Annotated in this window: 16 protein-coding genes and 1 riboswitch; of the genes, 13 read left to right on the top strand and 3 right to left on the bottom strand. The window is 44.9% G+C overall.

Translation table 11 applies throughout. The features are described 5' to 3' along the window. Positions 1-59 precede the first annotated feature (59 nt). The gene (locus tag J4N43_RS21780) at positions 60-716 is read left to right on the top strand and encodes a pyridoxamine 5'-phosphate oxidase family protein (RefSeq protein ID WP_158159477.1); all 657 of its coding nucleotides are present in this window, start codon (positions 60-62) and stop codon (positions 714-716) included. Here J4N43_RS21780 and J4N43_RS21785 read toward each other — a convergent pair. Further along, positions 697-2,019, bottom strand: a complete 1,323-nt coding sequence (locus J4N43_RS21785; protein ID WP_158159476.1) for an ATP-binding protein — start codon at positions 2,017-2,019, stop codon at positions 697-699. The genes J4N43_RS21780 and J4N43_RS21785 overlap by 20 nt on opposite strands. 3 nt (positions 2,020-2,022) lie before the next feature. Further along, positions 2,023-2,715: a response regulator transcription factor gene (locus J4N43_RS21790; protein WP_005373624.1), complete on the bottom strand. Its 693-nt coding sequence runs from the start codon at positions 2,713-2,715 to the stop codon at positions 2,023-2,025. Between the two features lie 366 nt (positions 2,716-3,081). Between J4N43_RS21790 and J4N43_RS21795 the strand changes: the two genes are divergently transcribed. Together J4N43_RS21795 and J4N43_RS21800 are read left to right on the top strand one after the other, a co-directional pair. After that, positions 3,082-4,623, top strand: a complete 1,542-nt coding sequence (locus tag J4N43_RS21795) for a hypothetical protein (protein ID WP_158159475.1) — start codon at positions 3,082-3,084, stop codon at positions 4,621-4,623. A gap of 12 nt (positions 4,624-4,635) precedes the next feature. Next, on the top strand, positions 4,636-5,325 hold the full coding sequence (locus J4N43_RS21800; protein WP_031778833.1) for a VV20781 family protein: 690 nt from the start codon (positions 4,636-4,638) through the stop codon (positions 5,323-5,325). 86 nt (positions 5,326-5,411) lie between these two features. Here the strand turns inward: J4N43_RS21800 and J4N43_RS21805 are convergent, their stop codons facing one another. Beyond that, entirely contained in the window at positions 5,412-6,413 is a 1,002-nt protein-coding gene (locus tag J4N43_RS21805) for an AraC family transcriptional regulator (protein WP_053304538.1), read from the bottom strand. Positions 6,414-6,520: 107 nt separating this feature from the next. Here J4N43_RS21805 and J4N43_RS21810 point away from each other — a divergent pair, with 107 nt between their 5' ends. The 10 genes from J4N43_RS21810 (at position 6,521) to J4N43_RS21855 (ending at position 18,665) form a co-directional block, all read left to right on the top strand. Continuing rightward, entirely contained in the window at positions 6,521-6,847 is a 327-nt protein-coding gene (locus J4N43_RS21810) for an MFS transporter (protein ID WP_017635162.1), read from the top strand. Beyond that, on the top strand, positions 6,847-8,070 hold the full coding sequence (locus tag J4N43_RS21815; protein WP_158159474.1) for an HlyD family secretion protein: 1,224 nt from the start codon (positions 6,847-6,849) through the stop codon (positions 8,068-8,070). Before J4N43_RS21810 ends, J4N43_RS21815 begins: the two co-directional genes overlap by 1 nt. 101 nt (positions 8,071-8,171) lie before the next feature. Beyond that, the gene (locus J4N43_RS21820) at positions 8,172-9,494 is read left to right on the top strand and encodes an ABC1 kinase family protein (RefSeq protein ID WP_064376223.1); all 1,323 of its coding nucleotides are present in this window, start codon (positions 8,172-8,174) and stop codon (positions 9,492-9,494) included. A gap of 112 nt (positions 9,495-9,606) precedes the next feature. After that, on the top strand, positions 9,607-10,953 hold the full coding sequence (locus tag J4N43_RS21825; protein WP_064369371.1) for a magnesium transporter: 1,347 nt from the start codon (positions 9,607-9,609) through the stop codon (positions 10,951-10,953). An 805-nt stretch (positions 10,954-11,758) separates the two neighbouring features. Then, positions 11,759-12,997, top strand: coding sequence for a cytosine permease (gene codB / locus J4N43_RS21830; RefSeq protein WP_053349281.1), 1,239 nt, complete (start codon positions 11,759-11,761; stop codon positions 12,995-12,997). 9 nt (positions 12,998-13,006) lie between these two features. Continuing rightward, positions 13,007-14,284: a cytosine deaminase gene (locus tag J4N43_RS21835; RefSeq protein WP_053349282.1), complete on the top strand. Its 1,278-nt coding sequence runs from the start codon at positions 13,007-13,009 to the stop codon at positions 14,282-14,284. A 248-nt stretch (positions 14,285-14,532) separates the two neighbouring features. Continuing rightward, the gene (locus J4N43_RS21840; protein ID WP_053349283.1) at positions 14,533-15,171 is read left to right on the top strand and encodes an HD domain-containing protein; all 639 of its coding nucleotides are present in this window, start codon (positions 14,533-14,535) and stop codon (positions 15,169-15,171) included. Then, positions 15,172-15,930, top strand: a complete 759-nt coding sequence (locus tag J4N43_RS21845) for a helix-turn-helix domain-containing protein (RefSeq protein WP_053349284.1) — start codon at positions 15,172-15,174, stop codon at positions 15,928-15,930. 146 nt (positions 15,931-16,076) lie between these two features. Further along, positions 16,077-17,930 carry an MFS transporter gene (locus J4N43_RS21850; RefSeq protein WP_053349285.1) on the top strand — a complete coding sequence of 618 codons (1,854 nt, stop codon included), beginning with the start codon at positions 16,077-16,079 and terminating at the stop codon, positions 17,928-17,930. Between the two features lie 117 nt (positions 17,931-18,047). Beyond that, positions 18,048-18,665: a lipase family protein gene (locus J4N43_RS21855; protein ID WP_005373653.1), complete on the top strand. Its 618-nt coding sequence runs from the start codon at positions 18,048-18,050 to the stop codon at positions 18,663-18,665. 104 nt (positions 18,666-18,769) lie between these two features. Further along, positions 18,770-18,910, top strand: a riboswitch (FMN riboswitch). Positions 18,911-18,925 lie beyond the last annotated feature (15 nt).

Below are 18,925 nucleotides of genomic sequence, written 5' to 3' on the forward strand. Positions count from 1 at the left end.
CATTGCAATCAAAGAATGAGGATCAATCGCTCGTAATCGTGAGCAAACAAGGAGAGAAAATGCTATCCAACACCAATAGAACGGAAATTAAGAAAGGCGCACATAAAGCCGTCTCTGATGTTAGCAAACTGCACGCCATCATAGATGAAAGCCTAATCGCTCATATTGCGATAACCAACGAGTCAGGCCCTGTGGTCATCCCTATGCTGGCATGGCGTGTCGATGATTACGTGTATATCCATGGTGCCAACAACAGTCGACTGTTACGCTCACTCAAACAAGGAGTGCAAACGTGCTTAACCTTTACTTTGTTTGATGGTTGGGTATTGGCTCGAAGTGCGTTTCACCACAGTGCGCATTATCGCAGTGCTGTGGCCTTTGGCCAGTTTGAGGTGGTGGAAGATAACCAAGAGAAAGACAGGTTGCTGAATCACTTTATTGAACAGATCGCTCCGGGGAGAACAGAACAAGTCCGTTTGAGTAATGAAAAAGAACTCAAAGCCACCATGCTACTGCGTATCCCGCTCACGGAGGCATCAGTGAAAATCAGCAATTTTGGCGTCAACGACGATGCGGAAGACATGGACATCCCTGTTTGGGCAGGTGTCCTACCCTACCGAACCGTCGTAGGTCCACTGCAAGCTTGTGACGATTTGTATGAAGGTATCGCAGAGCCAGACTACCGCAGTGCCTACTCTAACCGTTGGCAGGAATAAGCACCGTAAAACGTGCGCCGCCTAAGTGACTCTCGCCGACAGAAAGCTCCCACCCCAGTTGCCGCGCTGCACTGGTAGCGATGGCAAGCCCTAAACCAAAGCCTTTCATGTCGGCGTTGCGGCTTTTGTCTAAGCGCGAAAATGGCATAAATACTTCTTCTCGCATTGCCTCAGGGATGCCCGGACCATCGTCCTCAATATCGATGCTCCAGCAATCCGCTACCGTTCGAATCGTCACCTCAACGCAGGACTCACCATAACGCTTGGCGTTTTGCAGTAAATTATCGAGGACAAGGTTACCCAAAGTAGGCTGAAAGTGAATCAATTGGTTCGCGAGTTTATTTTCTGCTCTCAACATGGCGGACTCTAAGCCTAGGTAATTCATGCGGCTTTTACACCAAAGTGGCAGTTCCATGGTTTCAACAGAATCGATCCATGAGTGGTTTTTCACACTCAAGCGAGACAGCATGACAATGTCGGACGTTAAATCCGTCACGACATCAACGTATCGTTCAATATCGTCATGTAACTCTGCCTGCATTTCACCACTCGTGCGTCGAGCTAAATCCGTCGCTAGCTGAATACGACTCAGCGGAGTGCGCACTTCATGAGGAATAGCTTGAGTAAAGATGTGTGTTTGGCGCACTCGTCTCTCAATCTCTTCAGACATGCAGTTGAAGCCTTGGGCGAGCTCTTTCACGGGTTGCGAAAATTGCTTTAGCTCGACTCGCGTATTCAACTCACCAGAACCAAATTGTTGTTGCGCAGCCGTTAGTTGCCGAATTTGGCGGTCAAGACGTCGTACAGGTATGTAAACCATAATGCCTAAACTGCATACAACAACCAAAAGTAGAGTAAGTATAAATACAATCTCAGAATCTTCATTCCAATCAACGTGTGGGCTAAAGAAATCCGTTTTTTCTTTGAAAACTAAACTCTTCGAAGTGTTAGGCAAAGGGAATACCGCAGCATAGGTACTGCCGTCAATAAGATAAACAGGTATCCCTTGCATACGGTACAGCAGATTACAATCTCGACAAGGTGGTGATCCGTCCCAGTTTTCAACCAATGTTAAATCAAAGATAAAGAAATCTTGCTTGCCGTTTTCGGTTAACTTCTTGTAGAGAGAATCCGGAGTGCCTCGTTGCTCAATGTATTGATCGACAAAATAAGCACCATCGTTCAAAAAAACACCGACTTCTGTTTTGCGCATGTACTCTTCCCCCATAAAGAGAAACAAAGCAACAGTCAGCGCAAGGCCAGTTACTAACCCCACATATAGACGAGTAAACAGGGAAAACATGCGTCATTTACCTGTCAGCATGTAGCCGTGGTGACGTATGGTTTTAATGGTAGCCGTATGGATATGAGCCTTAGAGAATTTCTTCCTCAGTGAGGATATACGCATATCAATCGAACGATCAGTAATACAGTATTCAATGCCTCGGGCAAGACGGCAACATGATTCACGAGATACTGGCTTATCGACATTCAGCATCAGGAGCTCTAGAATTTCAAACTCAGAGCTCGTTAAACCAATATCTTTTTGCAAATAAAATGCTTGGGAGCGACGAAGACAAAGACTAATGCCATATCGGCTCAGCTTTTCTTCTTCAACGATATCAACTTGACGACAATAGCGACGCAACGCTGCTTCAATACGGGCGAGAAGGATATTGCCTTTTATCGGTTTGGTAAGGTAATCATCAGCACCGAACTTAAATAAGCTCACCTCGCTCATTTCATCATCGGTCGCAGTCAAAACAATGATAATACCATGATAAAACTTACGCGCCTCTTGGCATATTTCTGCGCCATTTTTTCCTGGTAACATCAAATCTAACAGCACTAGGTCCGGCTTGAGCCCCTTAATCGTTTCTAATGCATTTTGACCGTTATCGATGACAGTTACCGTATATCCTTCGGCTTCGAGGTACATTTTGGTTAATCGAGCAATCTCTGAGTCGTCTTCTACCAGTAAGATTGTATTACCCACCATGAATCATTTACTCCACCAATATGATGGAGGGAGTATATCGCTCGTCCTATACTGCGCAACCTACTTAAATGATAATTTTAATAAAACGCAGGCTTACATACGCTTACAAACCATACATATACGATAATCCTAATCATTCTATACCCCTAAAACCATGCAATAACCTGAGGTTTTATTCATTATCAGAATATAGCTTCACATAGAAAATAAAATTCGGAATAAAAATCCACTATATTTTTAAATATATCGAATAATAGGTCTTACCAAAAAACAATATCAACATATATGACTTAGTTTGCTTATATAGACAGGACTTTATGTTGCTTCTAAGTTTCCTGCTCTAATAAAGTCTACGAGTAACATGAAATGAGATATTCCAAATTAACACCTTTAGCCATATTTTGCGCGATAAGTCTAACTGCTTGTGGCGGCAGTGAATCTAATTCGAAACCATCGACAACGACACCTCCAACACCACCAGTGCCAACATTGAGCACTGTCACAATCCCAACTGTCGTTTCTACAGAGTTTCCAGCCAAGTTAAAAGTGGCTGCTGATGCTGGCTTCACCCACTATGTGAAAATCTCCCTTTCCGAAGCAAACAACAACGATACATTTCACATTGTGGCTGTTGATGACGGTGCGAATAATGAAAAAATCTTTCGTGCAGCCAAAATCATCCAACACCTTCTCACAAACCAACCAGACTCTAAGTACGGCGCTGACAAGTCTCGTATCGCTAAGACATTAGCCGAGCGTGATGCCACACTAATGCTGACCGAAAACGACGAACAGAATGATGAGATGCTAACCAAAATCTTTATCAACGAACTGATTCGCCAAGGCAAATTGAACGATGCAGTTACAAGCTCGGGCTTAGCACACTCTTTTGATACGAGTTCTCTAGAAAAGTTTGTTGTAAGCATGATGGTACTTAACGAAGATGATATGGATACACTTGTCACATCTATCGCGTCAACATTAGTAACTAGTAAAGAAACACCAAACTGGCTAAGGAATAGCCAATCTTTAATGTATCGAGAACTGACAGTTGAAGGCGATTGCCATTACATGAGTAATTTTGCCGATTACTGCGCCAATCTTGGTAAAAAAGCCGAACGAGACGCCGCTTTTGAAGAAATTTTACACTTGGTCCAAGCGCAAGGTATTGCACCTAACACGGCGACTGCGGCACTGCAAAATGACATTCAAGCTCATGCGTTAAGCATCTATAACGATATTCAATCGGGCAAACCGACGGTGTGGCGCCCTACTCAGTATGACTGGGACGATTGGAAATCGGACGACTTCGATCCTGAAAGTGTTAAAAAAACGGGCCCTTCATATTCTCACGAATATTTTGCTGCCGCTTTTGAAGCTTACATGGGTGTAGCAAAAGCAAACGGACATGGTTTAGATGGCTACCAAGCGTTAACGCGTGAAGAAATGCAAACCCAAGATCCACAAGCCGTTGATTGGATCAGTGGCTTATTCCACGGATACTTGCAATATACCGCGAATATCGACTCTGCGGGCGTCAAGCTCTACACAGAAAAGACAAATCCAGGCACAGTACCTACCTTCCGTATGGCTCCCAACAAAGACGGTTTGATAGAAGCGTACACCTACAAATCTCAGTGGTTAACAAAAGTGAAGATCATTGGCGACGACGCGATGAATGTGATCGGTAATGATCAAAACAATACTTTTGAAGGCAACAGCAAAGACAACAGCATTTATGGTGAAGGCGGTATCAACACCTATATCGTGCCACACAAACTGGCGGAATGTACTGTTATCAAAGCAAAGAGCGTTTCTGTTGAGTGCCCAAATACAGGCACTGACGAGTTGTACGACATTCAGAACATCCAATTCACCGACCAAACCCTAGATGTAACCAAGCTATAAACAATGAAAAACATGAAGAAACTTATTCTATTCGCTCCCTTGCTCCTTGCTGGTTGTGGTGGCCTAGCCGTCATGGATCGTACTGATGCCGTAAAAGCACAACCAGAAATGCTGATCAAAACCGACGGTGATTTTTGGGGATTCGGTGCAGATGGCCATTTTGATTTTGCTGGTAAGTACAAAGGCAAGTATTCACGCAGTGCTTCTAACTCAAGTTGGTTTAACCGTATCTCTTTCAAAGAAGGTTCAATGGGCGCAGAAGTGACTCGTATCGACAGCGGAGAAACTTGGCTTTTGAACTGCACCGGAGGCGGTATGTCGGTTAACTACATGGGCGTCGATTTTGGTGGGAATGATCCTTACACCTGTGACATTACTCAAGATGGTAAAAAAGTCGGTGAGTTTGCGATGGAGCCAAAATCGGCTCTCATCGACATCAGCTTTGAAAAAAAAGAGACGGGCGTAGTGCGTATTGGTAGCACCCACTTTAATGTAGAAACTGTACATACTAGTCCTGACGCCATGATGGCGGTAGACATTCCATTGGGTTATAGCTTTAAGGAGGGCACACAAGAAATTGCCGCAGTGCAGACGAACGGTACCATTGCGGTACAGATGCTCCCTGAACTTAGCGAACAAAAAAAGGATGTAATTGCCATCGGCGCTGTTGCAAGTGCACTAAGTTGGCGTCCTAAGAAATAGCCACCACATAAAACGACACAAAAAAATAACAAAGCCCTCAACTTTGAGGGCTTTTATTGCTTGTACTCATAGAGATAAGTGGAGCACTACTTCTCTAATCTTCCCGTATACTGCTTGGGCGTTAATCCACGATGTTTCTTAAACATACGATTGAAGCTCGCCACATTGGTGTAACCAAGGCGCGTGGCAATGTCATCAATACTCACGCGCTTACTCAACAAACCAGCTGCAATATTACTCAATACATAGCCAGAAACCGTCGAAAAATTGAGCCCTAATTTATGCAAACGACGTTGAAACTGCTGTTCAGATAAATCAAGCAGAGAAGACACGCGCTCTAACGTTGGCAATCCATAATGGCTGCTGTAGTTCACCACTTCATAAATCACTTTCAACTCGTCTTCTGGATCGGGCATATTAAGCAAATCATCCAAGTCGGAAAAACTCATCGCTAGACGGCTGTCTTCTCGATGGCTCACTTGGCGGGAGGCTAGTCGGTCATCTCCTGGGATCCATATCTCTGTTTTTGGCTGACTCCATTCCACCTCGCAGCCGAAATATTCCCGGTATCGCTCAGTATTTTTTCTCGAGCCTGAAACCTTGACACGTAAAGGCTGATAATCTTTGCCAAGAAATTCGCGCAACACCTTAATCATAAATACCGCACAGCGGATACTATCGTGCACCTTTACTGACGTTTCTATAAACGGGTTGTGGTAAGTCCATTTGATGATTTTACCCGACTGTTCGCCAGCAAAAAACGCCCCTGATTGTAGGTTGCTCACACCATAATTCACTCGCCGAATGGTACTGGCTAAATCATTGCCGGAGAATAACCAGCGTCCCACTGGCCCTAGCTTTTGCAGTTCAATACCTCGGCTGAGACTCAACACCACATCCGGGTCACCACTAGCTTGTTCAACACAACGATACCATTCCGCAACGGCTTTTAGCGGGATCAGTGTCATTGGGTTACGAAACACCGATGCTGGGATCCCTAACTCATCCGAGTCCAAATTGTATTTAGATAACGCGAGGTTATGCATGTTTAGAATGCCCATCGCGCGAATAAACCGAACCGTTTTCATAACTAATTACATCAAATTTAATCCTATAGTGATTGAATCTGTCACAAAGAAAGCCGCAAATCAAATTCAGATCACAATACGCCAACAGTTTGATAGAGGAGTGTTTAATGAGTTTACTGAGTGTCCCATTTGTCGGTACAGGCGCAGATACGGCGTTACATGTTGTCGCTGCTGTCGTTTTAATCGCGAGTGTCGCGGGCGCGTGTTACGGCTTTTGGAAAATCCATGAATTGCCTATCAATAAAGCACACAGCAAAGACCATCATCAGATAGGGCTCATCACTGCGCTGACCTGGATAGGGTTTGTCTGGCACTGGGTTTGGGTGCTAGCCGTGATCTTTGCATTTGTTGATATGGAAAAAGCCATCATCAATCTGCGTGATACATGGAAAAGTAAACCGCAAACAGAAACACAGCCAAAAGAGGAAGCATAATGTTAGAAGGTTTAGCGGTATGGGCACTCTTCATCTATCTGTTGCGTTTGGTTGGCATGCCTTGGAACAAAGCAACCAAATCGTTCGCTTATCTTGGCGGCTTGGGTTGGCTAATGTTCGTCTGGGTAGGTTTGATTAACTTCACCCCGATGGATTTATCCGGCGGTTCTGTCGTGCAGTCACCACACATCCAATTGCGTCCAGATTCAACCAATGTAAAAGGTAAAGTTGACCACATTTACATTGAGCCGAATCAGAAAGTTAAAGAAGGTCAGCTAATTTATGAACTTGACCCAACGCAATACAACATCGCATTAAATCAAGCGAACGTATCCGCTGATTCTGCTCGCGTTGCATTAGCTACGGCAAAAGGCGACATCGAGATTGAAGAAGCCAACCACGAAGCGCTAGTGCAAGATCTAGAAACATCAAAGAGCCAGTTGGAAGCGGCGAAAGTTGACTACAAATTGCAGAAAAAAATGCTAGATCGTTATGTTGAGCAAAACCGAGTAGTGCACAACACCATCACGGAAAGCGATATCGACAAACAATCGAGTGCGGTTGATATGGCACGTCACAACGTGTTGACCCTTGAGTCTCAAATCAAGAAGAAACAAGTCGATATTTCCCGTGCAAAACTGGCGATTCATAAAGCGGAACTTGCAGTTGAAACTAAACAAGCCGAACTGCGCCAAGCTGAAGAGCAAATTGCAAAAGCGCAATGGGATTTGAATAGCACAAAAGTTCATGCCCCAACAGATGGCTTTGTCACCAACTTTATCCTGCGTGAAGGTCAGCGTGTATCGATGATGCCGCGTATCAACATGTACACTAACGAGAAGTACGTGCTGATGCGAGTCAACCACCAGGCGATTCGTAACATCAAACCGGGTCAGCCAGCGGAATTCTCTTCGTCCGTTTACCCAGGTAAGATCTTCTCAGCGACCGTCGAAGGCATTGTTGAAGCAACAGGTGAGTCACAAGGTAATCTACTGGGTTTCGATGATTCCGTACGTGTCACCACTGGAAAGAACTTACAGAACAAACACCACTTTGTTCGTCTTAAGATTGATGAGCCAGAAGGCTACGACATCCCTGTTGGCTCTGTTGGCCTCGCATGGGTCAGCGGTGAAAAACCGATAGGCTTCATGGCCTTCTTGGATGTGATTCGCGGGATCATCATCCGAATGAAGTCTCAACTGTACTTCTTCTACTCTATCTAAACTCGCAAACCGCCAGTTACGCTGGCGGTTTTCTTTTCATTTGTATCCAAACATATCCTTTTCCCGTATAACAATTAGTTAGTAAATAGCGGAGAAGATTCATGTCGGCAAAGGAAAGAAGCCTACCTACCCATCGCATCTCAAGATTCAGCAAGTTCGCTTCACTTGCTACCCGTGTCGCAGGCAATGTGATTACAGAAGGCACGAAGCAGATAGCCAAAGGCAACAAACCAAAAGCGAAAGACCTCTTGCTGACGCCACAGAACATCGCGCGTTTAACTGACCAACTTGCTCACCTACGTGGCGCTGCAATGAAGCTTGGTCAAATGCTGTCAATGGATGCTGGTGATGTTTTAGAACCTGAACTTGCCGATATTCTTTCCCGTCTTCGTTCCAACGCAGACCCAATGCCTGCAAAACAACTCAACGCAGTAATGGAAAGTTCGCTAGGAACGAATTGGAAAGCTGAGTTTCTGTCATTTAACTTCAAACCAATCGCCAGTGCATCAATAGGACAAGTGCACCAAGCTTACAGCGATGCGGGCGATAACCTAGCCGTCAAAGTGCAATATCCGGGCATACGGAAAAGTATCGATAGCGACGTCGATAATGTCGGTACACTGCTCAAGGTCGTTGGGTTGATTCCCGAGTCTGTCGACTACAAAGGATTGCTCGAAGAAGCGAAAAAGCAGCTACATGACGAGGCCGATTACGCACGAGAGGCACAATTTGCCATTCGTTATCATGACGCTTTGAAGGAGCACCCTCATTTTGTGGTGCCCAAGATTCATACTGAAAGTTGCTCAGACTCCGTTCTCGCGATGGAATTCATTGATGGCAGTCCGATTGAGCAAATCGAACATTATGATCAGAGTACGCGAGATTTTGTCATGCACAGCCTACTCGAATTACTGTTTCGAGAGCTGTTCGAATTTAAGATGGTACAAACCGACCCAAATTTCGCCAACTACTTATATATCGAAAACACTCGTCAAATCGGCTTGCTAGATTTCGGGGCCACTCGCGAGTACAGCGAGCGGTTCAGCACTGGTTATCGCCAAGCTTTCGCATCTGTCGTTAACAATGACGAACAAGGCTTGAATAATGCGCTTGAACAAATAGGCTTCTTCAGCCAAACCATCCTTCCAGACCAACGCCAAGCGATTCTCGATCTAGTGAAAATGGCATGTGAACCTATGTTGGTCGATGAGCCCTATGATTTCAAAGTCAGCGGCTTAGCACAAAAGCTTCGCGAGGCTGGCACCATTCTAAGCATGGAGCAAGAATACTGGCATACTCCACCAGCAGATGCCCTATTTTTACACAGAAAAATCGGCGGAATGTACTTGCTGGCAGCCCGTATTGGCGCAAAAGTGAACATTCGCCAATTGGTACAGCCATATCTCACCATCAACAGCGAATAGCCTATTGTTTTTCTGTTACTTTCAAGTACCTTGAGCAAGGTTAAGATGCATAGTTGTGCATCTCAATAACATGCCATACTTCCATAAAACGAATTAACTATCGGGGTACTCGGTGAGCAAGTTTCAAGATCTCTCCACTCTAATCCAGCAAATTGGCCAAGCCGAAGAAGCGGATCAAGTCGCAACGCTCAATGAATCTATTGAAGCGGGCCTCGAGCCCGGCGCGGTTGCCCTGATTCTAGAAGCATTTCCAATCGACGATCGTGTTCGCTTATGGCGAGCTTTACCACTAGAGCTACATATCGACGTGTTAACGGAAATGCGTGCGGACGTACGTTTCTCTATCATCAATGCGTTATCTGAAGTCGAGCTAAAGCTCACTCTCGCTAAACTCGACAACTTGTCGCTCATCGAATGGGCCGATTCGTTGCCAGAGTCGATCATCAACGAAGCGCTCTCGTTGATAGAAAAAGATGAGTTGGAACTTTACGATCAAGCAAACGAGTATGCTGATGAAGAACTCGGCCACTGGGCTGAACGTAAGATCATCACCCTGCCCTTCAACATTACGATTGGGACAGCTAAGCAGTTAATGGAGCGCTATAGCTACGACACGCCTCAACAGGTGTATCTGATTAATCGTAATAAACAGTATCGTGGAACGGTCAACTACTTCGATATCTTGCGTGGTGACCCCGATACTCGCTTAAAAACACTCGTTATTGAGGCTGTGACGGTGCTAGACAGTAAAATGATGCTTCCTGAAGCGGTAGAGGCATTAGAACACAGCACACTGCCCGCTCTCCCTGTAACTGATGCAGACCAAACACTGATCGGTGAAGTCGATTGGCAGTTTGCATTGAGTACACAGCGTGAAATCTACGAAGCACGTTTGATGGCCGGTACAGGTATGGATGAAGGCGATGACTTGTTTGCGCCAGTATTAAAAAGCTCGCATAAGCGCGGTGTTTGGTTAGGCATCAATTTGCTTACTGCGATTTTGGCGTCTGTCACTATCGGACTATTTGAAGATGTAATTGCGCAGGTGGTGGCTTTGGCGGTGCTCATGCCAATTGTTGCATCCATGGGGGGCATTGCTGGCAGCCAAACGCTCACTCTAATGATTCGTGCGATGGCGCTTAATCAGATCACCCCAGGTAACCGTTTCAAGCTATTGAAAAATGAGTTGGGTATTGGCTCTCTGAACGGCATTGCTTGGGCGTTAATCATCGGCGGGCTCGCCGGATTGTGGTTTCAATCTCCGGTTCTTGGGGGAACCATCGCGCTGGCCATTATCGTCAATATTATTACCGCAGCTTTATTTGGTGTGCTGATTCCCATCATTCTGGATAAGTTTAAATTGGACCCCGCTTTGGCTGGCTCGGTGATTCTAACAACAGTGACAGATGTAGTTGGTTTTTTCGCCTTTTTAGGAACGGCGAGTTTAGTCATGCTTTAAAAGGTTCATTGTTTATTAATCAATCATTAGCATAATAGAGTCAAATTGCATAACGCAGTTGCAAATTGCAAACACACTCAAACTTTAAGCAACGCATGTCACAGAAACTACGTATTTTAGGGCATATTAAAGTTGGCACAGTAACTGCATTATATAAATCGACCCTTCTTAAGCCGAGGGTCACCTAGCCAACTGACGTTGTTAGTGAACTTGATTTTGTTCACATGTATATAAGCCAATCGCACTCTTTGCGGTTGGCTATTTTTTTATGTGGCTATTGCCCTCTTATCCTCTGACCGAGCTCGTTTGTACTTTTTTTGCCCACAACAGATTATTTACTGTTTATAAAATTCAAATATTAGCCCACTAAACCATTAGAAACGCCAGCTTCAACAAAAATAAATCACCTACATAAAATAAAACCTAGAAAACATACCCAAGAAAAGAACAAATAACGTCCAAACCAAAAACCTCATCATGAAAACGTTTTCTTTTCATAGAAATCGACTGAGCAATTCAGAGTTATAGATAAATTTAATCCATAAAAGCAAATAGAAATTCAAAACATTAATTTCACATATAAAACCTGTCTATAAATCATAGAAAATACGTAAAAAACAAACTTTCCACTTTTAGAATTGAAAAGTTAAACTATTGTTATTAAAAGAAAAAATACACATAAAAACCAAGCAAACGTTTAAGTTGCAATTTTATCATTGACTATTAAATTTACATCACGATAATACGCGCCGTTTGCCTGAAAATCAGGTGCTATAATTTAATATTTCAATGTGCGGAGTCAATAATGGCTGGAGACAATAACTACAGTCTTGGACCAGTTCCCAACACGGCCAGAAAAGGCGTGGCGTCACTAACCATGGTGATGTTAGGACTCACTTTTTTCTCCGCAAGTATGTGGACTGGGGGTTCTCTCGGTACTGGGCTCTCCTTTAATGATTTTTTCCTCGCTGTTCTCATCGGTAACCTAATCCTCGGTATTTACACTTCTTTCCTCGGTTACATCGGCGCTTCTACTGGTCTCTCTACTCACCTTCTTGCTCGTTTCTCTTTTGGTTCTAAAGGCTCTTGGCTTCCTTCCGCTCTTCTTGGCGGTACTCAAGTTGGGTGGTTTGGAGTTGGTGTCGCGATGTTTGCGATTCCGGTGCACAAAGCAACGGGCATCGATACCAATACTTTGATCCTCGTCTCCGGTTTGCTCATGACCGCGACCGTTTACTTTGGCATCTCCGCACTGATGGTGTTGTCAGCAATTGCCGTTCCTGCCATTGCGCTACTTGGCGGCTACTCTGTCATCGAGGCAGTAAATAGTGTTGGCGGTATAAGCGAACTACAACAGGTTCAACCAACCGAGTCACTCGATTTTTCAATAGCTCTCGCGATGGTTGTCGGCTCTTTTGTCAGTGCTGGTACATTAACGGCGGATTTCGTACGCTTTGGTAAGAAGCCGCGCAGCGCCGTGATGATCACCATGGTGGCATTTTTCATCGGTAACTCGTTAATGTTTATCTTTGGCGCGGCAGGTGCATCGGTGACGGGTCAATCAGACATCTCTGAAGTGATGATCGCGCAAGGTCTTCTTATTCCAGCTATCATCGTTCTTGGCTTGAACATCTGGACGACCAACGACAACGCGCTCTACGCATCGGGGCTTGGATTTTCCAACATCACAGGCTTACCAAGTAAATACATCTCAATGGCGAACGGTCTTGTTGGCACACTTTGCGCTATCTGGCTCTACAATAACTTTGTTGGCTGGCTGACCTTCTTATCGTTGGCAATTCCACCGATTGGCGGCGTGATCATCGCTGACTTCTTCACGAACCGTAAACGCTACGCAAACTTTGAAGCCGCCCAATTCCAAAACGTTAACTGGGCTGGCATTATCGCTGTCGTGATTGGCGTTGGTGCGGGACACTTCCTGCCTGGCGTAGTGCCGATTAACGCTGTACTTGGCGGCGCAATTAGCTTCCTGATTCTTAATCCTATTCTTAACAAAAAAGCACTGGCTACACAGCCAGCGTAAGGAACCATCATGACAACACTACTGATCAAAAACGTAACGCTAAAAGGACAAGAAGGTCTGCAGCAAATTTTGATTGAAGATGGTCAATTCAAGCGCATTGAAAGCAACGATGTGGAGCTTAGTCATAACGGTGACATCATCGATGCTGAAGGCGGTATGGCGGTTGCGCCTTTCTGCGAGCCACACATTCACTTAGATACAACTCAAACCGCAGGCGAGCCTAGCTGGAACATCTCTGGCACATTGTTTGAGGGTATTGAACGTTGGGCTGAGCGCAAAGAAATGCTGTCGATTGAAGACGTGAAAGCGCGCGCAAAACAAACCTTAAAATGGCAGATAGCAAACGGCGTACAACACGTTCGTACCCACGTCGATGTTTCAGACCCTACCCTAATTGCCCTAAAAGCGATGGTAGAAGTGCGTGAAGAGATGAAAGAGTGGGTAGATATCCAAATCGTCGCCTTCCCGCAGGAAGGAATTCTCTCTTACCCAAATGGCAAAGAGCTGCTAGAAGAAGCCGTCAAATTAGGTGCGGACGTGATTGGCGCGATTCCACACTTTGAATTCACACGCGAATATGGCATTGAATCGCTGCACTACGTGTTCGAATTAGCGCAAAAATACGACCGTCTGATCGACGTGCATTGTGATGAAATCGATGACGAACAATCTCGCTTCGTTGAAACACTGGCAGCATTAGCGCACAAGTTTGATATGGGGAATAAAGTCACGGCCAGTCACACCACAGCGATGGGTTCCTACAACGGTGCATACGCATCTCGCCTGTTCCGTTTATTACGCATGTCCGGTATCAACTTCGTGGCAAATCCATTGGTGAACATTCACTTACAAGGCCGTTTTGATGATTATCCAAAACGTCGCGGCGTAACACGAGTGAAAGAGATGCTGAATGCCAACATCAACGTCTGCTTTGGACACGATGATGTATTTGACCCTTGGTACCCACTAGGCACTGCAAACATGCTGCAAGTGCTGCATATGGGTCTGCACGTGTGTCAGGTGATGGGTTACGACCAAATCAACAACTCACTGGATCTGATCAGCAACAATTCAGCACGTACACTGAACATTCAAGACAAGCACGGCATTGAAGAAGGCAAACCAGGTAGTTTACTGATTCTTCCCGCAGAAAATGGTTTTGACGCAGTACGTCGCCAAGTGCCGGTTCGCTACTCTGTTCGTCACGGTAAAGTGATCGCAGAAACACAGCCTGCGACAACTCATATTCATCTTGAACAAGCAGAGCAAGTAACGTTCAAACGCTAAAAAGATCGGCGAAACTAAAAAGGCCTGACGACATCGTCAGGCCTTTTTTCTACTGGTAAACATCACTGCTCGCTCTGTCTATTCTTGTCTCATAAACCACTGAACACATTGAAAGGCCATATAAAACGGCTCAGTACCAAACGTTGCACAAGGTTCTGGTGGCTGAATCTCAATTACACCATCGCACTTGGAAATTATTCTAAGCGTTGGGCATACTTCTGACTTCATTTTAGTTGTAGATATGAACCATGACGTCATTAAACCAGATAGAACCGCAATTTTTGGAATTTATGCAGCAAGAGATGCAAGTGGATGCAGCTCATGATCTTAAACACGTAAAACGCGTGGTCAAAACAGCGAAACAGCTCTGCAAAGAAGAAAATGCAGACATCGCGATTGTATTACCGGCTGCCTATTTGCATGATTGCTTTACTTACCCGAAAGATCACCCAAATCGCAAAGAGAGCTCAATCATCGCAGCCAAAAAAGCGGTCGCATTTTTAGAGAGTATCGATTATCCGCAGCAATATCATGATGCCATTGCTCATGCGATAGAGGCACACAGCTTTAGCGCAAACATCAGGCCAAATACGTTAGAAGCCAAAATCGTCCAAGATGCCGACCGTCTGGACGCTTTAGGCGCAATTGGCGTGACGCGATGCATTCAAGTCAGCACTCAATTTAACGCGCAACTTTACAACGACAGCGATATATTTGCCGAAGAACGTGAACTTAACGATAAACAATTCACTCTGGATCACTTTCAGACCAAGTTATTCAAAATCGCCGAAACTATGAACACAGAGTCAGCAAGACGCGAAGCGCAAAAACGCAAAACCTTTATGCATACGTACCTAGAGCAGTTACACGACGAGGTAACAGCGTAAATGTCAGAAAGCTATACGTTAATTAAAGAGCTTAAACGCCAACTAAAGTTAGCTGGGCTGCATTATGCCGATGTTGCACAACACCTTGATTTAAGTGAAGGAAGCGTCAAACGTTTACTCGCTGAAGGTCAGCACATTAGCCTTGAGCGCTTAGAACGAATTTGCCAATTGATTGGTTTAGAAATGGCGGAACTATTTAAGCTCGCGGCTGCGCACAATAAAGGTCTGGAGTCGCTAACGTTAGAGCAAGAAAAGCAGCTGGTTGACGATAAAGCCCTGCTGCTCGTGGCGATCTGTGTTGTAAATGGCTATCAGTTTGAACAAATCGTTCAGCAATATACCTTCAATGAGTTGGAACTGGTGCAAAAGCTTGCTCATTTGGATCGGCTGAACATCATCGACTTGCAGCCAAATAACAAAATTCGTTTGCGTATATCTCCGACATTTAAGTGGCAGATGGGCGGCCCTATTCAACGGTTCTTCCAACAGCAAGTTCAAGACGCCTTTTTCCAAAGCTACTTTTCTGGTGAAGATGAAAAGTTCTCCATGGCAACAGGATTGATGAGTGTACCAACCAACAAGAAGCTACAACAGAAACTGCAAAAGGTCATCGATGAGTTTTATCAGGCTTGCCAAAATGATAGCTCTCTCGATATGGACGAAAAACACGGCACCTCTCTGATTATTGCGATGCGTCGTTGGACGTTCCCTCTGTTTGAACCATGGGAAAGAAAACCTACTCAGAAGTCTCGGAATTAGTAACTCAATAAACGAATGGAAATGAAAGTAACGAATTTCGTTACTTTTGGTGGCATACAACGTCACTTGAAAGAGAAAGCTGGTTTAATCGTTCATTGAGCATAAAGTGCTCCCATCTCATTCGACTTTGTTTAATCGGGGCCCGTATGTTTTTCTCAAAACGCTTTTTTCCTTACTTTGTGACGCAATGCCTTGGCGCACTCAATGACAACATCTACAAAAACGTTCTGTTATTGATGGTGACATACAACCAAATTGATAACCTACCAATATCTGTCAATCTATTCGTTAATTTGGCGGCAGGCTTATTCATCCTACCTTTCTTTCTATTCTCAGCGCATGCTGGTGCCGTCGCTGACAGCATGGACAAAGCCAAATTAATCCGACGTCTAAAGCTCATCGAACTAGCTATCATGTCTTGCGCAGCAACCGCTATTGCCACCCAAAGTGCCATGCTGATGCTGGTTCTGCTGTTTATGACAGGCACTCAATCGGCCTATTTTGGTCCCGTGAAATACGCCTTGCTACCACAAGCGCTCAAACCAAATGAGCTTGTTAAAGGAAATGCTTGGGTTGAAATGGGCACGTTTCTTTCGATTCTTATAGGTACGCTTAGCGCAGGCCTGCTGCTAGCCATTCCTAATGGTACCTTGATTGCTTCTTGTACCGTGATTGCCTTGTCTTTGCTTGGGTTCATGAGCAGCGTGAATATTCCAGCGATGCCTAGCCAATCAAATGACAAAGCGAAATTTGAACCGATTTCTGGTTTAAAGGACACGTTAAAAGTGGCAAAAAAACAGAGAGGCATTTGGATGTCTATTCTAGCCATTAGTTGGTTCTGGTTCATGGGTGCGACTTACCTAACTCAATTCCCTAACTTCGCACGCGAACATTTGTTCGCAGATAGCACTGTCGTTTCTTTACTGTTGGCATTGTTTTCCATTGGTATCGCGACAGGCTCTTGGTTGTGTGAAAAACTTTCTTTCAACCACGTTGAGCTTGGTATTTTGCCATTCGGTATCCTTGGTCTGACAGTCTTTGGCGTCGACTTGCTATGGGCAGTCCCAAGTTATCCATCACTTCCGGTGCACTTTTATGATGTGCAAAGCTTCGTTGCTGAATCAAAACATCTGCGCGTCATGATTGACCTGTTCCTTGTTGGTGTAAGCGGCGGTGTCTTTATTGTTCCTCTTTATGCGTTCATCCAATCGCGTTCAAACAAAGGGGAGTGTGCACGTGCCATTGCTGCTAACAACATCATGAATGCGTTGTTTATGGTGGTGTCTGCTTTGGTTTCGATCGTTGTACTCAGCGTACTAGAGCTTTCTATTGTGGAACTGTTTGCCATGATGGCAATAGGTAACTTTTTCGTGGCGATCTATGTATATCGCCAAGTACCGGAATTTACACAACGCTTTATCAGTTATTTACTCAGCCATTGTATGTATCGTGTGTCCGTAAAGGGGCGCCAACATATTCCTGAACAAGGTGCTGCGTTAATCGTGGCTAACCATGTTAGCTATGTCGATGCATTGATTTTGATGGGAACCTCTACTCGCCCGGTTCGTTTTGTGATGGACAAGTCCATCAGCGAGCTACCTGTTCTTAAATATGTATTCCGTCATGCCGGTGTTATCCCGATCTGTTCTCCACGTAAGTGTGCCGACACTTACCGACGAGCATTTGAACAGATTGAACAAGCACTTAACGACGATGAGGTTGTCTGTATCTTCCCTGAGGGTCGTTTAACGTCTAACGGTCAATTGGGTGAGTTTCGCCCTGGTGTAGAAAAAATCCTTGAACGTAACCCTGTTCCTGTCATCCCTATGGCGTTAAAAGGGCTTTGGGGTTCTTTTTTCAGCCACAAAGGCGGACATGCTCTCACAAAACGACCGACTCGTTTTTGGTCAAAAGTGGATGTTGTTATCGGTGAAGTGTTAAGTCCTGCGTCTTTAAATCGTCATCAATTGCAACAACAAGTACAGGATTTACTGGGCTGAGTCGCTTGCTACAGCAGTCAAACTTTGCAGCAAAACGTAAATATGCACCACAAAGCACAAGTAGTTTCTTGTCAATTAGAGTAGGATATCTACGACGTCATAAATCTAGGAGGTGTTATGAAAATCATCATCTTACATGGTCTTTATATGCATGGGCTGGTCATGCAGCCTCTTAGCCAAAAGCTGAGAAAACTCGGATACGAAACGCAAGTACTCAGCTATAACACTGTTGCTATCGATGAGTCTTCACTGTTTGATTCTATTGATCATTCGCTTAATCCACTGACCACAAACGTGCTCGTGGGACACAGCTTGGGAGGCTTGATGATTAAGCGCTATCTCGCCAACAGAAAACCGAGCACTAACTTAATCTCTCATGTTGTCGCTATCGGTTCGCCTCTTAAAGGCGCGTCCATTGTAGGTCGAATTCAAGATCTCGGATTGGGTGCAATTTTAGGCAATTCGCCACACCACGGATTAAACAAACATGATGACGCCTGGGATTTCCCTCAAAAACTCGGCAGTATCGCAGGAACGATGCCGATTGGCGCTCGCCCATTGTTGATCCGTAATGACAACACCATGTCGGACGGTACCGTTACCGTAGAAGAGACAAGACTGGACGGTATGCAAGATCATATCGAAGTGAAGCAAACGCATACGAGCCTGATTTACAACACCTTCGTGCCGCAGCAGATTGATCACTTTATTCGCACAGATTATTTCCGTCGATAGCACACTTTTCCATCATACAGATGGAATCGACTTTCCAAGCTATTCAGTTCGCAGTACTATCCTAGCTCCACTTCTTCACAACTTGGATGAAGTGGTACATTTTTAATTGTTCTCAGGGCGGGGCGAAATTCCCCACCGGCGGTATACTTTTTCAAGTGAGCCCGCGAGCGCTCGATTCGTCGAGGTCAGCAGATCTGGTGAGATGCCAGAGCCGACGGTTATAGTCCGGATGAAAGAGAATAAGAATACACCAGCATAGC

The organism is Vibrio sp. SCSIO 43009, assembly GCF_023716525.1.
Taxonomy (GTDB): Bacteria; Pseudomonadota; Gammaproteobacteria; order Enterobacterales; family Vibrionaceae; genus Vibrio; species Vibrio alginolyticus.